Source organism: Pseudoduganella rivuli, assembly GCF_009674485.1.
Classification (GTDB): domain Bacteria; phylum Pseudomonadota; class Gammaproteobacteria; order Burkholderiales; family Burkholderiaceae_D; genus Rugamonas; species Rugamonas rivuli_B.
Map to the genome: position 1 here is coordinate 346133 of NZ_WKJJ01000002.1, position 14369 is coordinate 360501.

The window sequence follows — 14369 nt, forward strand, 5'->3', positions numbered from 1 at the left end:
AGAACGACATGAAATTTTCCCATGAATGGATCGAGAAAAACCCGTGGCTGCTGATCGCGCTGGTGGTGCTGGTGGTATCGGTGGGCGGCGCGGTGGAAATCATCCCGCTGTTCTTCCAGAAGTCCACCACCGAACCGGTGGCGGGCATCAAGCCATACAGCCCGCTGCGCCTGGCGGGACGCGACGTGTATGTGCGCGAAGGCTGCTACGGTTGCCACTCGCAGATGATCCGGCCGTTCCGTGCCGAGACGGAACGCTATGGCCACTATTCCGTGGCCGGCGAATTCGTGTATGACCGCCCGTTCCAGTGGGGCTCCAAGCGCACGGGCCCGGACCTGGCCCGTGTGGGCGGCCGCTACAGCGATGAATGGCACCGTACGCACCTGGTCAATCCGCGCGACGTGGTGCCGGAATCGAATATGCCCGGCTATCCATGGCTGGCACGGACCACGTTGAATCCGGGCGACATCGTGCCGCGCTTGCGGGCGTTGCAGCGGCTGGGCGATCCGTACTCGGACGCCGACATTGCCGCCGCCCCGAAGGAGCTGGAAGGCAAGACGGAAGAAGATGCGCTGATCGCTTACCTGCAAGGGTTGGGTACCGCCATCAAGACGAGAAACTGAGCGAGGAACACATGGACCTGCATTTATTATTCGACCGCGCCGCCAGCGTGATGACGGTCGTTTCATTCATCACGTTCACCGGCATCGTGCTGTGGGCGTGGGCGCGGAATAACCAGCCGAAGTTCGCGGAAGCCGCGCAACTGCCCTTTGCCGACGGGGAGGATTGATCATGTCCGACTTCACCAGTGAATTCTGGAACCTGTACATCGTCGCCCTCACCATGCTGGGCGTGATCGGCTGCGCCGTGCTGCTGTATTCGCAATCGGTGCACAAGATCACGGCCGGCAACGATAACCCGGTGGGGACCACGGGCCACGTGTGGGACGAAGACTTGATGGAGTTGAATACGCCCATGCCGCGCTGGTGGATGTGGCTGTTCTACATCACCATCGTGTTCGGCCTGGCCTACCTGTTCCTGTATCCCGGCCTGGGGACCTACGCCGGCAAGCTGGGCTGGAAATCCAGCGGCCAGTACCAGGCCGAGCTGGACAAGGCCACCAAGGATTACGGCCCGCTGTTCGACGGCTACCTGAAGCAGGATATCCAGGTGGTGGCGGCCGATCCGCAGGCGCATGCGATGGGCGAACGCCTGTTCCTGACGTATTGCGCGCAATGCCACGGTTCCGACGCACGGGGCAGCAAGGGTTTCCCCAACCTGACCGACAAGGACTGGCTGTATGGCGGCACGCCTGACGTCATCAAGACCACCATCCTGCATGGCCGCAACGGCGTGATGCCGCCGATGGGCGCCGCGCTGGGTTCGGACAAGGACGTGGAAAACGTGGCGCACTACGTGGCCAGCCTGTCCGGCGGCTCGGCCGACCCGATCAAGGCGGTCTTCGGCAAGACCAAGTTTGCCGCCTGCATGGCGTGCCATACTGCGGCCGGTACCGGCAACCAGGCGCTGGGCGCGCCGAACCTGACCGACAAGGTGTGGTTGCATGGCGGCGGCCTGGAAACCATCAAGGAAACCATCACCAAGGGCCGTAACAGCACCATGCCGGCGTTCGCCGACTTCCTCGGTGAAGGCAAGGTACACGTACTGGCAGCCTATGTGTGGAGTTTGTCCAACCGGACTGGCAAGACGGGAACCGAGACGGCGGTAGCCGCAACACATGATGAACGCCCCGGAACGAATCATTAAGATGTATGCGCCGCGCGAGGCGATCCACCCGCGCGAGACGCAAGGCCATTACACGCGGCTGCGCTGGCTGTGTGTATGGCTGACGCAAATAGCGTTCTACGCGGCCCCGTGGCTGCAATGGAACGGCCGTCAGGCCCTGCTGTTCGACCTGGCCGCGCGCAAGTTCTACATCTTCGGACTGGTGCTGTGGCCGCAGGATTTCATTTACCTCGCTGTGCTGCTGATCATTTGCGCCTACAGCCTGTTCCTCGTGACGGCCGTGGCGGGGCGCGCGTGGTGCGGTTTCGCCTGTCCGCAAACGGTTTATACGGAAATTTTCCTGTGGCTGGAGCGCCGCTGGGAAGGTCCGCGCAGCGCGCGCCTGCGCCTGGACAAGCAGGGCATGACGTTCGACAAGGCATGGCGCCGCGGCGGCAAGCATCTGTCGTGGGGCCTGGTCGGACTGTGGACGGGCTTTACGTTTGTCGGCTATTTCACGCCGATCCGCGTGCTGAGCGAACTGCAGTTCGGCCCGTGGGAATGGTTCTGGGTGGTGTTTTACGGTTTCGCCACCTATGGCAATGCCGGCTGGCTGCGCGAACAGGTGTGCCGCTACATGTGTCCGTATGCACGCTTCCAGAGTTCCATGTTCGACCGCGATACGCTGATCGTCACGTACGATGCGCAGCGCGGCGAACCGCGCGCGCCAATGGGAAAAGAAGGCGGCGCCTGCATCGATTGCTCGATGTGCGTGCAAGTGTGCCCTGCCGGGATCGACATCCGCAAAGGGTTGCAGTACGAATGCATCAGCTGCGCCGTGTGCATCGATGCGTGCGACGGCGTGATGGACAAGGTGGGACGCCCGCGTGGCTTGATCCACTATGCCACCGGGAACGGCAAGCAGCTTGGGTGGCGCAGCGTGCTGCGGCCGCGGATTTTGATTTACAGCGCCGTGCTGTGGCTGATCATCGGCGCGTTTGGCGCGGCGTTGTGGTTGCGCACGCCATTGAAGCTCGATGTGCTGCGCGATCGCGGCGCCATGGGACGCGAAGTGGAAGATGGCGCGATTGAAAACGTGTACCGGCTGCAAATCATGAATACCACGGAACAGCCGCACCGCTACCGCATCACGGTGTCCGGCCTGCCATCGCTGGCGCCCGTGACGGAAGACGTGGTGCCGGTGGGCGCGACGGAAACGCTGGCGGTGCCGCTGCGCCTGCGCATTGCCGCCGGCCAGGGGCACAAGGGATCGAACCGGATCGACATCGCGCTGACCGCGCTGGACAACCCGGCATTGCATGTGCAGGAAGAAGCGGTATTTATCGTGCCGCGCTGAAAGGAAACAACATGGATACGTCCCCCTGGTGGACCCAACGCTGGCCCTGGCTGTTGATGCTGGGGCCGTTTATCGTGCTGCTGGCAGGCTCGTATACGGGATGGCTGGCGTTTTCCCGGCCGGATGCGCTGGTCGTGGGTGACTACTACAAGCGCGGCAAAGCCATCAACCAGGATTTGCGGCGCGACCGGGCAGCATCGGAGCTGGGCATCTCGGCGGTGCTGCGCTACGACGCGGCGCGCGGCATCCTGACCGGCAAGATCGACAGCAATAACGCCATGCCCGCTACCGTGGTGTTGCGCCTGGCGCACGCCACGCAACCGGCCAAGGACGTGGTGCTGGAAGTGCATCCTGCACCGGATGGCGTGTTTGGTGCTGCGTTGCCCATGCTGGAACGCACGCGCTGGCAAGTGCTGGTGGAAAGCGACAAGCGCGACTGGCGGCTGGAGGGGCGCTGGCACTGGCCCGTGCAGCGGGAGGTGACCCTGTCCGCGCCGGGTACGTGAATCCCCTAGGTGGCCGGACGGGCGCTGGTTCCTCCTGGGAATGTTGTCAGGAACTCCTTTCTTTTTGCCATGGTATTCTTGCCTTGGACATGCATAGATAGGAAAATTCCCAGCATCCAGCCAAGGACCACATGAAACCTCTCGGCATCAAAGTCAAAGTTGCGCTAGCCACCAGCATCACATCGGTCGTCGTGGTGGGCTTCGTGACTGCGATGCAGATGCGCAAGCTGGAAGAGGATTTCACGCGGGTGCTGTTCTCGCAGCAGACGGCGCTGATCAACCGCACGGCGGAAGAGCTGGATGACAAACTGAACATGCTGCTGGGCATCATCGCGATGTCCGCCAAGATGCAGCCGCCGGCGATTGCCCAGGATTCTGCCGCATTGCGCGCGTATTATGCGGACCGCGCCGTCCTCTCCCTGTTCGACGACATCCTTGTGCTGGACCCGAAAGGCCAGGTCATTGCCGACTTGCCGGAAGTGGCTGGCCGTACGCAGGTCAATGCGGGCGACCGTGAATTCTTCAAGCGCGTGCTGGCCACGCGCCAGCCGCTGATCGCGGAACCGGTGATCGGCCGTTCCGGCAAGCAGCCCATTGTGCAAATGATTGCGCCGGTACTGGACCGGAAAGGCGAAGTGCAGGCCGTGCTGATCGGTGTGCTGCGCCTGTACAAAGACAATGTGCTGGGCCACCTGCGCACCGCCAAGGTGGGCCGAACCGGCTATTACTTTGCCGTCACGCGCTCGGAAGTGCCGCTGTACGTGCTTCACCCCGACCTCGACCGGCTGCTGAAACCCCGTCCGCCGAATGCGAATCCCGCCACCACCCGGGCCCTGAACGATGGTTTTGAAGGCACGGTCGTCAGCACCAACAGCACGGGACTGCGCGCCTTCAACAGTTTCAAGGCATTGAAGACGGTCGACTGGGTGCTGGCCGCGTCGTTGCCAGTGGATGAAGCGTTTGAACCTTTCCAGGGCATGCTGTCGCGCGTGGCGGCATGGGGCGTGCTGGCGTCGCTGGCCGCCGCCGCATTGATCGGCTGGCTGACCATGAAGCTGATGGCGCCGCTGGCGCGCCTGCATGCGGCGATTTTACGCATGCGCGCCAGCGACGAAGTGTTCACGCCGATTGCCGTATCGGCCAACGATGAAATCGGCGAAGTCACGCTGGCGTTCAACAGCTTGATGCGCCAGCGCGAAGCGGCCGACCGGCGCCTGCTGGACATGATCGACCTGGCGCCGAACGCCATCGTCGTGACGGATGCGGATGGGCGTATCGAGACTTTCAACCGCGAGGCGGAACGCTGTTTCGGCTATGCCCGCGAAGAGATCCTGGGCCGGCCGGTGGAAATGCTGGTGCCATCCGACCAGCGTGAAGCGCACCAGCAATTGCGGCATGGCTTCGCGTCGACGCGGCTTTCGCCGGAGCCGGTGCACATGGGGGCCGGCCGCACGTTGCATGGCTTGCGCAAGGATGGCGCCCGCTTCCCGGCCGAGATCAGCCTGTCCGCCATTCATACGGGCGAGGGCCAGAAAGTACTGGCCGTGATTGCCGACATCACGGAGCGGGAACGCTTGCGCCAGGATACGGAAGCCTACGCGGCGGCGCTGGAACAGTCGCGCGACCGCGCCGAAGCAGCGAATCGCGCCAAGAGCGACTTCGTGGCGAACATGAGCCATGAAATCCGCACACCGATGAATGCCGTGCTGGGCATGGCGCATTTGCTGGGCAACACACCGCTGACGGCGCAGCAGCGCAAATACCTGAACATGGTGGAGGCATCCGGCCAGACACTGCTGGCCATCCTGAACGATGTCCTGGATTTTTCCAAGATCGAAGCGCGCCGTATGGAACTGGCGCCGGTGGATTTCGACCTCGATGAAACCATGGGCAGCCTGGCCACCACGATGACCATGAACGCGGGCGAGAAAGAGCTGGAGCTGGCGATCGCCGTGGCGCAGGACGTGCCGCGCCAGTTGCACGGCGATGCGCTGCGCTTGCAGCAAATCCTCGTCAACCTGGCCGGCAACGCCATCAAATTCACGGCGCAAGGTGAAGTCGTGGTGCGCGTGGCGTGCGAAGCGCGCGACGCGGCCCGGGTCGTGCTGCGGTTCGAAGTGGCCGACACCGGCATCGGCATCAGCGAGGCGCAGCAGGCGCAATTGTTCCATGCATTTACACAAGGTGATGAAAGCATCACGCGCCGCTTTGGCGGCACGGGACTGGGACTGGCGATCGCGAAGAAGCTGATTGAATTGATGGGGGGCGAAATCGCGGTGGACAGCACGCCGGGTAAAGGCAGCCGCTTCTGGTTCAGCCTGCCATTTGGCGTGGTGGCCGATGCGCCCAAAGTCTCGCGCCAGCCTGTGCCGGGCATGCAGCGTGTGCTGGTGGCGGACGACAACGCCACCAGCCGCGAACTGGTGTGCCAGCAAATCCGCGCCTGGGGCTGGGAGGCGGAAGAAGCCGTATCGTTCGGCGCTGCGCTGGAGCGGCTGCAGGCGCAGCCGCCCTGCAGCCTGTTGCTGGCGGACTGGCACATGCCCGGCATGGATGCGCCGGATGCGGTGCGCAAGGTCCGCCACATCGCCGAAGACTTGCCGGTGGTAACCATGCTCAACGCCTTTGCACGCGACCGGGTCGATGCGGCTGCCACCTCGGTGCGGCAACTGCGCCCGGATGCCGTGCTGGTCAAGCCCGTCACGTCGTCCAGCCTGTACGACGCGCTGCACCAGGCCCTGCAGTCGAAGGCGGCCGGCAGCGACGGCGTCGCCGCGCCCAGCACCATCGCGGGCCGTCTGAAGGGCGTCCATTTCCTGCTGGTGGAAGACAATTTGCTGAACCAGGCCGTGGCGCGCGGCATCCTCGAACACGCTGGCGCCACGGTCGACACGGTGGGCGATGGCCAGCAAGCCGTCGACTTGCTGCGCACGGACGCGCAGCGCTACGACATCGTGCTGATGGATATGCAAATGCCCGTGCTGGACGGTTTTTCCGCCACGGCCATACTGCGCCGCGAATTGAAACTCACGTTGCCGGTGATTGCCATGACGGCCGGTGTGCTGGCGTCGGAGCGGGACCGTTGCGTGGAAGCGGGCATCAGCGATTTCATTGCCAAGCCGGTAGTGGTGGAAGACATGCTGGCGGTGATTGCACGCCACCTGCCGGCCGGCGCGGCGCCGGACGTGACACCCGCCCCCGCCCTTGCCACCGCCCCCGTTGCCGCCATGGCGGATACCGCGGCGCCGGAACCGGAACCGCTGTTCAACATGTCCGGCCTGATGAAAGTCATGGGCCACGACCCGAAAGGGCGCGCCGTGATGTTTCGCATGGTGCGTGGCGCCGTCAGCGCCGGCATGAAACCGGCCGATGATGCCGACCAGGCACTGCGCGAAAACCGCCCCGAAGATGCGGCCCGCATCCTGCATGGCTTGCGCGGTGCGATCGGCGTGCTGGGCGCCAAGCGCCTGATCCGCGCCACGCTGGATGCGGAAAACGCGATCTCGGAACAGCGCAGCGATGAATGGCCGGCGCATTTCGCGGAAGTGCGCACCGTGCTGGCGGAAACCCTGCGCCTGGCCGAAGAGTGGCTGGAGCGCGAGGAAAACGCGACCACTTGAAGCCATCCCGCCGCCATGGCGTTTCGTCCCATGGCGCTTCCATTGCAAGGACGGCAACGACTATACTGCGGGCCTTTCCAACCCATCCCGCCGTGCCGATGAACCCTGTACTGAAAACCACGCTGGCCGCAGTATTGGCCACTTGCGGTAACGCCGCATACGCTGCAAACAGCGCCGACGCCGCCGTGCAGCGCGTGGAAATCACCGGCAGCGCCGCGCAGGCGCAGCGCCGCAATGAAACGGCAGGCCGCATCATCGTGGGCCGGGACGAATTGCTGCAGTATGGCGACGGGGCGCTGTCCGGCGCGCTGCAACGCTTGCCGGGCGTGACGGTGAGCGGCAACGAGGTACGCATGCGCGGCCTGGGTAACGGCTATACGCAAATCCTCGTCAACGGCGATCCCGCGCCGCCCGGCTTCACCATCGACAGCCTGTCGCCGGAACTGGTGGAGCGTATCGAAATCCTGCGCAACGCCACGGCCGACACCAGTGCGCAGGCGGTGGCGGGCAGCATCAACATCGTGCTGCGCCGCGCCACCTCGGCGCGCAACGACGTCAAGGCGGGCGTGGAAGTGCGCCGCGGCCAGATGGCCCCCAACGCCACGCTGCAGGTGGCGGGCAAGGAGGGCGGCTTTGCCTATACGGTGGCGGCCACGGCGGCGCGCAACCACTTCGACAACCTGTCGCATGCGGAGACGGCCGACGCGGGACCGGCAGGCGTGTCGCGGCGCCAGTTCGATGAACGCTACGGCAGTACTGTCGACAAGGCCAGCATGGCGCCCCGCTTCGAATGGAAGGGCGATGGCGACACGCTGGTGTGGCAAAGCCTGTTCGACGCATACCGCACGCGCAGCGGCGGCCACGCCGATGAAACGACGTTGCTGGGCGGCGCCACCGCGTCGCCCCACGTGCAAGTGGTCTTTGCCTCGCATACGGAGACCCTGCGCAGCGACGCCACGTGGACGCATCGCCTGGACAATGACGGCAAGCTGGAAGCCAAGGGGGGCATTGCGCTGAACCGGCGCCATGGCGATTACCTGTTTACCGGCGCGGATACGGAGCGCACGCCGTGGCTGCTGCGCTCCGTGCTGTCCAGTGCCAGCGACGACAGCGCATCCGCCAGCGGCAAGGCCAGTGTGCCGCTCGGCACAGGCCATGGCTTTGGCGCAGGCTGGGATGGCGCCTGGACGCGGCGCGGGGAAACCCGCGTGCAGCATGACGGCACGCCGCAAGGAGTAACCCTGTTTGACCTGGACCAGGATTACACGGCCGACGTGCGCCGCCTGGCGCTGTACGCGCAGGACGAATGGGAGCCGGTTCCTGGCCTGCAAGTGTATGGGGGCTTGCGCTGGGAAGGGCTGGACACGTCCATCACGGGCCGCGGCATGGCGAAAACTGGCGTGCGCTCCAGCGTGTGGAGTCCCGTTGCGCAAGCGCTGTGGAAGGACGGCGAGCGCATGCGCTGGCGCATGGCCCTGGCGCGCACGTACAAGGCGCCGCAGACGGCGGAACTGGTGCCGCGCCGCTATACCGTCAACAACGATAACGGACCCACGGCGCCCCATGTGCAGGGAAATCCCCTGTTGCGGCCGGAACTGGCGTGGGGCATCGATGGTGGCGTTGAATACTATCCGGCCGGGCAGGGCGGCGGCGTGATCGGCGTCTCCGCCTATGCGCGCCGGGTGACGGATGTGACGGTGCGGCGGCTTTACAGGGATGGCAAGGAGTGGGTGGCGACGCCCGTTAATGAGGGAAAGGCATCGGTGTCCGGCCTCGAGTTCGACATGAAGCTGCCGCCCGCCACCTGGGCCGGCATGGCGTGGACGTGGCGCGCCAATGCGGCGCGCAACTGGTCGAAGCTGGACAGCGTGCCGGGACCGGACAACCGGCTGGCGGACCAGACGCCGCTGTCCGCCAACCTGGGCGCCGATGTGCGGCCAGGCGGCGCATGGAGCATGGGCGCGAACTTCACGTACAAGGGCGGCGGCGCACTGCGCCGTTCCGCGGAACTGGATGGCGTGACGGGAGCGGAGCGGGTGCTGGACTGGTATGCGCTGTGGAAGCCGGCCGCCGGCCGGCAACTGCGTATCAGCGTGGCCGATGCGCTGGCGCAGCGGCGTTACGTGATGCAGCGGTATCGGGATGAGGACAGCAGTTCGTTGCGGCAGACGTGGACACGCGGAGCCAGGATACTCCGCGTGTCGTTCGAGACCGCCCTGCCTTAAATTGCGCGGGCGATCAGGATCTTCTGGATATCGCTGGTGCCTTCATAAATCTGGCACACGCGCACGTCGCGGTAAATGCGCTCGACCGGGAAGTCGGACACGTAACCGTAACCGCCGTGCACCTGGATCGCGTCCGAGCACACGCGTTCCGCCATTTCCGACGCGAACAGCTTGGCCATCGCGGCTTCCTTCAGGCAGGGCAAGCCGGCATCCTTCATTGACGCCGCGTGCAGGATCAACTGGCGCGCCGCTTCGATTTGCGTCGCCATGTCGGCCAGCTTGAATTGCACGGACTGGTGGTCGAAGATGGCCTGGCCGAAGCTTTCGCGCTCCTTCGCATATTTGAGTGCCGCTTCATAGGCGGAGCGCGCCATGCCCACCGACTGCGAGGCGATGCCGATGCGGCCGCCTTCCAGTCCGGACAGGGCGATCTTGTAGCCTTGCCCCTCTTCGCCAATCAGGTTTTCGGCCGGGATGCGGCAATTCTCGAACAGGATTTGCGCCGTGTCGGAACTGTGCTGGCCCATTTTCTGTTCCAGGTTGGCCACGATGTAGCCCGGCGTATTGGTCGGTACCCAGAACGCGCTGATGCCTTTCTTGCCGGCCGCTTTATCCGTGACGGCCATGACGATGGCCACGTCCGCGTATTTGCCGCTGGTGATGAATTGCTTGACCCCGTTCAAGACGTAATGGTCGCCATCCTTCGTGGCGGTGGTGCGCAGCGCCGCCGCATCGGAACCCGTGTGGGGCTCCGTCAGGCAGAACGCGCCCAGCATCTCGCCTTGCGCCAGGGGACGCAGCCATTGCTGCTTCTGCTTGTCGTTGGCATACATCATGGCGATGCTGCACACGGGGCAGTTGTTGACGGAAATGATGGTCGACGTGCCGCCATCGCCGGCGGCGATTTCTTCCAGCACCACGGCCAGCGACACGTAGTCCATGCCGGCGCCGCCCAGTTCTTCCGGCACGGCCACGCCGAACGCGCCCAGCGCGGCCAGTTCTTTCAATTCCTCTTTCGGGAAGTGGTGTTCCTTGTCCCACCGGGCAGCTTGTGGCGCCAGGCGCTCCTGCGAAAAGGTGCGCAGGGCGTCGCGGATCATTTGGTGTTGTTCGCTCAGAATCATGATGGTGTGTCTCGTTATTGTCTTTGAACACGTAGGGCGGGTTTTACGGGGACGTCGAGTCAAACCCGCCCCACGGAGTTTGCGCCTCGGGCTTTTACCAGCCTATCTCCGTACCGTCGTAATTGCGGTACGTGGCCGTGGGGGATACGGGCAGCGTCGCCAGTGTATGGCGTATACCGGCCGCGCTCTCCTCCACGGAGATATCGGCGCCCGTGCCACCCATATCGGTGCGCACCCAGCCCGGATGCAGCGCCACGCAGGTGACGCCTTTCGGACCGAACGTCAGCGCCGTATCGATCAGCACGGAATTGAGGGCGGCCTTGCTGGCGCGGTACAGCGAACCGCTGGGGTGGTTGCGTTCGCTGAGGGAAGCCATGCGCGACGACAGCACGGCCAGCTTGCCATTCCTGCTTCGTACCGACGCAACCCATGGCGCGACCATCGGCAACAGCCGCATCGCGGCCAGCACATTGGTGTGCATCACCTGGTCGAAATCGGTCTGCATGGGGAAGCCGTCGTGGCGCGGGCCGAACACGCCCGCGTTGAGGATCGCCACGTCCAGCTGTTCGCCGTCGAGCTTCCAGCCCAGGCCCGCCACGGCTTCCACGTTGTTCACGTCCAGGCCGTGGGCTTCCGCGCCCATCGCGGCCAGCGCATCGACATCTTCCGGTTTGCGGGCGGTGGCGATGACACGCCAGCCGTCGCGCAAATACTGGCGCGCCAGCTCGTGGCCGATGCCGCGCGATGCGCCGATGATGAGTGCGGACGGCATGGCTTACACCATTTCGATCGCGATGGCGGTGGCTTCGCCGCCGCCGATGCACAGCGCCGCCACGCCGCGCTTGCCGCCGGTGCGCTTCAGCGCGCCCATCAAGGTCACCATAATGCGGGCGCCGGATGCGCCGATCGGGTGGCCCAGCGCGCATGCGCCGCCATGCACGTTGACCTTGTCGTGCGGGATTTCCAGGTCGCGCATGGCGGCCATCGGCACGGCGGCAAACGCTTCGTTGATCTCGAACAGGTCGACGTCCTTGGTGTTCCAGCCGGTTTTCGCATACAGCTTCTGGATGGCGCCGATCGGGGCGGTGGTGAACCAGTTCGGTTCCTGCGCATTGGTGGCGTGCGCGAGGATTTTCGCGATCGGGGTCAGGCCCAGTTCTTTCGCGGTCGATTCGCGCATCATCACCAGTGCGGCGGCGCCGTCATTGATGGACGACGACGAGGCGGCGGTAATCGTACCGTCTTTCTTGAACGCGGGGCGCAGCGACGGAATTTTTTCCGGCTTGGCCTTGATCGGGCCTTCATCCTTGTCGATCACCACGTCGCCGGCGCGGGACGTCACGGTCACCGGTGCAATTTCCCACTTGAAGTAGCCTTCATTGGTGGCTTCCTGCGCGCGCTTGACCGAGGCAATGGCGAACGCGTCCTGGTCTTCACGCGAGAACGCATACTTCGCCGAGCATTCTTCCGCGAACGTGCCCATCGAACGGCCTTCGCCGGTCTTTTCATTGCGTGAATACGCGTCTTCCAGGCCGTCGTACATCATGTGGTCGAACATCATGCCGTGGCCGATACGGTAGCCGCCGCGCGCTTTCGGGATGAGGTAAGGCGCGTTGGTCATGGATTCCATGCCGCCAGCGATGACGACCTTGGCGGAACCGGCGGCCAGCGTGTCGAACGCGAAGATAGCGGCCTGCATGGCGGAGCCGCACATCTTCGACAGGGTTACGGCGCCGGTGGTGGTCGGCAAGCCCGCTTTCAGCAGGGCCTGGCGCGCCGGGGCCTGGCCCTGGCCTGCCATCAGGCAGTTACCGAAGTACACGTGTTCCACGATGGCCGGCGACACGCCGGCGCGTTCCACCGCGGCGGCGATCGCCACGGCGCCCAGGTCATGCGCGCTCTTGGCGGAAAAGTCGCCCTGGAAGGCGCCCATGGGGGTGCGGGCGGCGCCAACGATAACGATAGGATCATTCATTTTCAGTAGTCTCCAGTAAGGTCGGCGCGACATGCGCCGGAGGGGTAGTGGGTAAGCCCTGGTACGAAAAACGGACGTCTTGCGGATACGGGAAGATATCTTCGACTTCGCCCGCCAGGATGCGTTCCTTGCGGGTTTGCCAGAATTCGCGCGTCAACAGGTCCGCATGGTGCTTCAGGAAGAATTTGCGGATCTTCGCGTTGCCGAGCAGGAAGCGGCCGAACTGTTCGGGGAAGACGTCGTATTTGCCGACCGGGTACCATGGTTCGGCCGACATTTCATCTTCTTCATTGCGCGCCTGCGGAATATCGCGGAACTGGCAATCGGTGATGTATTCGATTTCGTCGTAGTCGTAAAACACCACGCGCTTGTGGCGCGTCACGCCGAAGTTCTTGTACAGCATATCGCCGGGGAAGATATTGGCCGCCACCAAGTCCTTGATGGCGTTGCCGTATTCCCGCACGCCATGTTCGATGCGCGCTTCATCGCCTTCCTGCTCCGCGTTCGTCAGCCAGATGTTCAGCGGCACCATGCGGCGCTCGATGTACAAGTGCTTGATGACGATCTTGTCGCCATCTTCTTCCAGCAATGACGGCGCGTAGTGTTTGATTTCCGCGATGAGTTCTTCCTTCATCCGGTGGCGGGGAAACGCCACGTTCGAATATTCCAGCGTATCGGCCATGCGGCCGACGCGGTCGTGGTGCTTGACCAGCAGGTATTTTTCCTTGATCTGCGCGCGCGTGGTTTCCTTGGGCGCCGGATAGAAATCCTTGATGATCTTGAACACGTACGGGAACGACGGCAGCGCGAACACCAGCATCACCAGGCCCCGGATGCCGGGCGCCACGTCGAACAGGTCCGACGAGTGCTTCAGGTGTTGCATGTAATCGCGGTAGAACAGCGTCTTGCCCTGTTTTTGCAGTCCCAGCACCGTGTAGATTTCACTGCGCGGTTTGCGCGGCAGCAGCGTGCGCAGGAATTGCACGTAGGCGGACGGCACTTCCATGTCGACCTGGAAGTAAGCGCGCGTAAACGAGAACAGGATGATGATCTGTTCCTTGTCGAACAGCACCGTGTCGAGGATCAGTTCGCCGTGGCGGTTGTGCAGGATCGGCACCACGAACGGGTATTCGCGCGCGCCATTGATGCCCTTGCCGACGATGTACGCGCCCTTGTTGCGGAAGAACAGGCTCGACAGCACCTGGATCTGGTGGTTCGGCTCCAGCGCTTCGCCGCCGAACAAGTCGCGCAGGCGCGCTTCCACCTGTCCCACGTCGCGGTCCAGGTTGGCAAACTTCGCATTGAGCTGGAAATTCGTCACGATGCGCTTCAGCGTGAAGCGCAGCCCGTCCGCGCCGGGGTAATACATGCGGTACGTGGGCGCCGGTTCTTCCGTGTCGATGTATTCGGTCGACACGACGGGGCGCACGAAGATGAACTCGTTATGGAAGTAGCTGCGGTGCAGGATATTGCAGCAGACGGAATTGAAAAACGTTTCTGCCAGTTCCGGCTGCTTGTGGCCGGACAGCAGGCCGATGAAGTGCAGTTTGCATTCGCGCCACACGTCATCCGTCAATTCCGCCGGGTCGTATTCGTCTTCCAGCATGTGCACGCATTCCTGCACGCGCTTGTCATAGAAGCCGATACGTTCGCGCGCGGCATCCTGCGCGACTTTCCACGCGCCCCGCTCGAAATGCACCTTGGCTTGCTGGCTGCTCTGGCGGAACAGCCGGTAATGCTTGTCGAAACCGTCGCGGATGGTGCGCGCGATATCGAACGCTATCTGGGACGACAGCAGTTTGGGGAATGCGGCTTGCGTCATGTACAGGTCCGTTAG

General features: G+C 63.9%; 11 protein-coding genes. 7 read left to right on the plus strand and 4 right to left on the minus strand.

The window, feature by feature from the left end; genetic code table 11:
- Positions 1–8 precede the first annotated feature (8 nt).
- The 7 genes from ccoO to GJ700_RS04330 all read left to right on the plus strand — a co-directional run bounded on the left by ccoO (position 9) and on the right by GJ700_RS04330 (position 9433).
- Positions 9–623 carry a cytochrome-c oxidase, cbb3-type subunit II gene (ccoO, locus tag GJ700_RS04300; protein ID WP_154371404.1) on the plus strand — a complete coding sequence of 205 codons (615 nt, stop codon included), beginning with the start codon at positions 9–11 and terminating at the stop codon, positions 621–623.
- An 11-nt stretch (positions 624–634) separates the two neighbouring features.
- The gene (locus GJ700_RS04305) at positions 635–790 is read left to right on the plus strand and encodes a cbb3-type cytochrome oxidase subunit 3 (protein ID WP_154371405.1); all 156 of its coding nucleotides are present in this window, start codon (positions 635–637) and stop codon (positions 788–790) included.
- A 2-nt stretch (positions 791–792) separates the two neighbouring features.
- Positions 793–1767: a cytochrome-c oxidase, cbb3-type subunit III gene (gene ccoP, locus GJ700_RS04310; protein ID WP_154371406.1), complete on the plus strand. Its 975-nt coding sequence runs from the start codon at positions 793–795 to the stop codon at positions 1765–1767.
- Positions 1742–3082: a cytochrome c oxidase accessory protein CcoG gene (ccoG, locus tag GJ700_RS04315; RefSeq protein ID WP_154371570.1), complete on the plus strand. Its 1341-nt coding sequence runs from the start codon at positions 1742–1744 to the stop codon at positions 3080–3082. Before ccoP ends, ccoG begins: the two co-directional genes overlap by 26 nt.
- Positions 3083–3093: 11 nt before the next feature.
- On the plus strand, positions 3094–3588 hold the full coding sequence (locus tag GJ700_RS04320; protein ID WP_154371407.1) for a FixH family protein: 495 nt from the start codon (positions 3094–3096) through the stop codon (positions 3586–3588).
- A gap of 131 nt (positions 3589–3719) precedes the next feature.
- A complete protein-coding gene (locus tag GJ700_RS04325) occupies positions 3720–7208 on the plus strand; it encodes a response regulator (protein WP_154371408.1) in 3489 nt (1162 codons plus the stop codon).
- A 98-nt stretch (positions 7209–7306) separates the two neighbouring features.
- Complete coding sequence (locus GJ700_RS04330; protein ID WP_154371409.1) at positions 7307–9433, plus strand: TonB-dependent receptor plug domain-containing protein; 2127 nt, start codon at positions 7307–7309, stop codon at positions 9431–9433.
- On the opposite strand, the gene GJ700_RS04335 is transcribed toward GJ700_RS04330, so the two are convergent.
- The 4 genes from GJ700_RS04335 to aceK form a co-directional block, all read right to left on the minus strand.
- The gene (locus tag GJ700_RS04335; protein WP_154371410.1) at positions 9430–10557 is read right to left on the minus strand and encodes an acyl-CoA dehydrogenase family protein; all 1128 of its coding nucleotides are present in this window, start codon (positions 10555–10557) and stop codon (positions 9430–9432) included. The genes GJ700_RS04330 and GJ700_RS04335 overlap by 4 nt on opposite strands.
- Positions 10558–10651: 94 nt before the next feature.
- Complete coding sequence (locus GJ700_RS04340; protein WP_154371411.1) at positions 10652–11329, minus strand: SDR family oxidoreductase; 678 nt, start codon at positions 11327–11329, stop codon at positions 10652–10654.
- 3 nt (positions 11330–11332) lie between these two features.
- The gene (locus GJ700_RS04345) at positions 11333–12532 is read right to left on the minus strand and encodes an acetyl-CoA C-acyltransferase (protein ID WP_154371412.1); all 1200 of its coding nucleotides are present in this window, start codon (positions 12530–12532) and stop codon (positions 11333–11335) included.
- On the minus strand, positions 12525–14354 hold the full coding sequence (gene aceK, locus GJ700_RS04350) for a bifunctional isocitrate dehydrogenase kinase/phosphatase (protein ID WP_154371413.1): 1830 nt from the start codon (positions 14352–14354) through the stop codon (positions 12525–12527). The genes GJ700_RS04345 and aceK overlap by 8 nt, the downstream gene beginning before the upstream one ends.
- Positions 14355–14369: the final 15 nt, after the last annotated feature.

Excerpts from the sequence above, each read along its gene's own strand:
- ccoO (WP_154371404.1), top strand. The coding sequence starts at position 9 with ATGAAATTTTCCCATGAATGGATCGAGAAAAACCCGTGGCTGCTGATC.
- GJ700_RS04305 (WP_154371405.1), top strand. The coding sequence starts at position 635 with ATGGACCTGCATTTATTATTCGACCGCGCCGCCAGCGTGATGACGGTC.
- ccoP (WP_154371406.1), top strand. The coding sequence starts at position 793 with ATGTCCGACTTCACCAGTGAATTCTGGAACCTGTACATCGTCGCCCTC.
- ccoG (WP_154371570.1), top strand. The coding sequence starts at position 1,742 with ATGAACGCCCCGGAACGAATCATTAAGATGTATGCGCCGCGCGAGGCG.
- GJ700_RS04320 (WP_154371407.1), top strand. The coding sequence starts at position 3,094 with ATGGATACGTCCCCCTGGTGGACCCAACGCTGGCCCTGGCTGTTGATG.
- GJ700_RS04325 (WP_154371408.1), top strand. The coding sequence starts at position 3,720 with ATGAAACCTCTCGGCATCAAAGTCAAAGTTGCGCTAGCCACCAGCATC.
- GJ700_RS04330 (WP_154371409.1), top strand. The coding sequence starts at position 7,307 with ATGAACCCTGTACTGAAAACCACGCTGGCCGCAGTATTGGCCACTTGC.
- GJ700_RS04335 (WP_154371410.1), bottom strand. The coding sequence starts at position 10,557 with ATGATTCTGAGCGAACAACACCAAATGATCCGCGACGCCCTGCGCACC.
- GJ700_RS04340 (WP_154371411.1), bottom strand. The coding sequence starts at position 11,329 with ATGCCGTCCGCACTCATCATCGGCGCATCGCGCGGCATCGGCCACGAG.
- GJ700_RS04345 (WP_154371412.1), bottom strand. The coding sequence starts at position 12,532 with ATGAATGATCCTATCGTTATCGTTGGCGCCGCCCGCACCCCCATGGGC.
- aceK (WP_154371413.1), bottom strand. The coding sequence starts at position 14,354 with ATGACGCAAGCCGCATTCCCCAAACTGCTGTCGTCCCAGATAGCGTTC.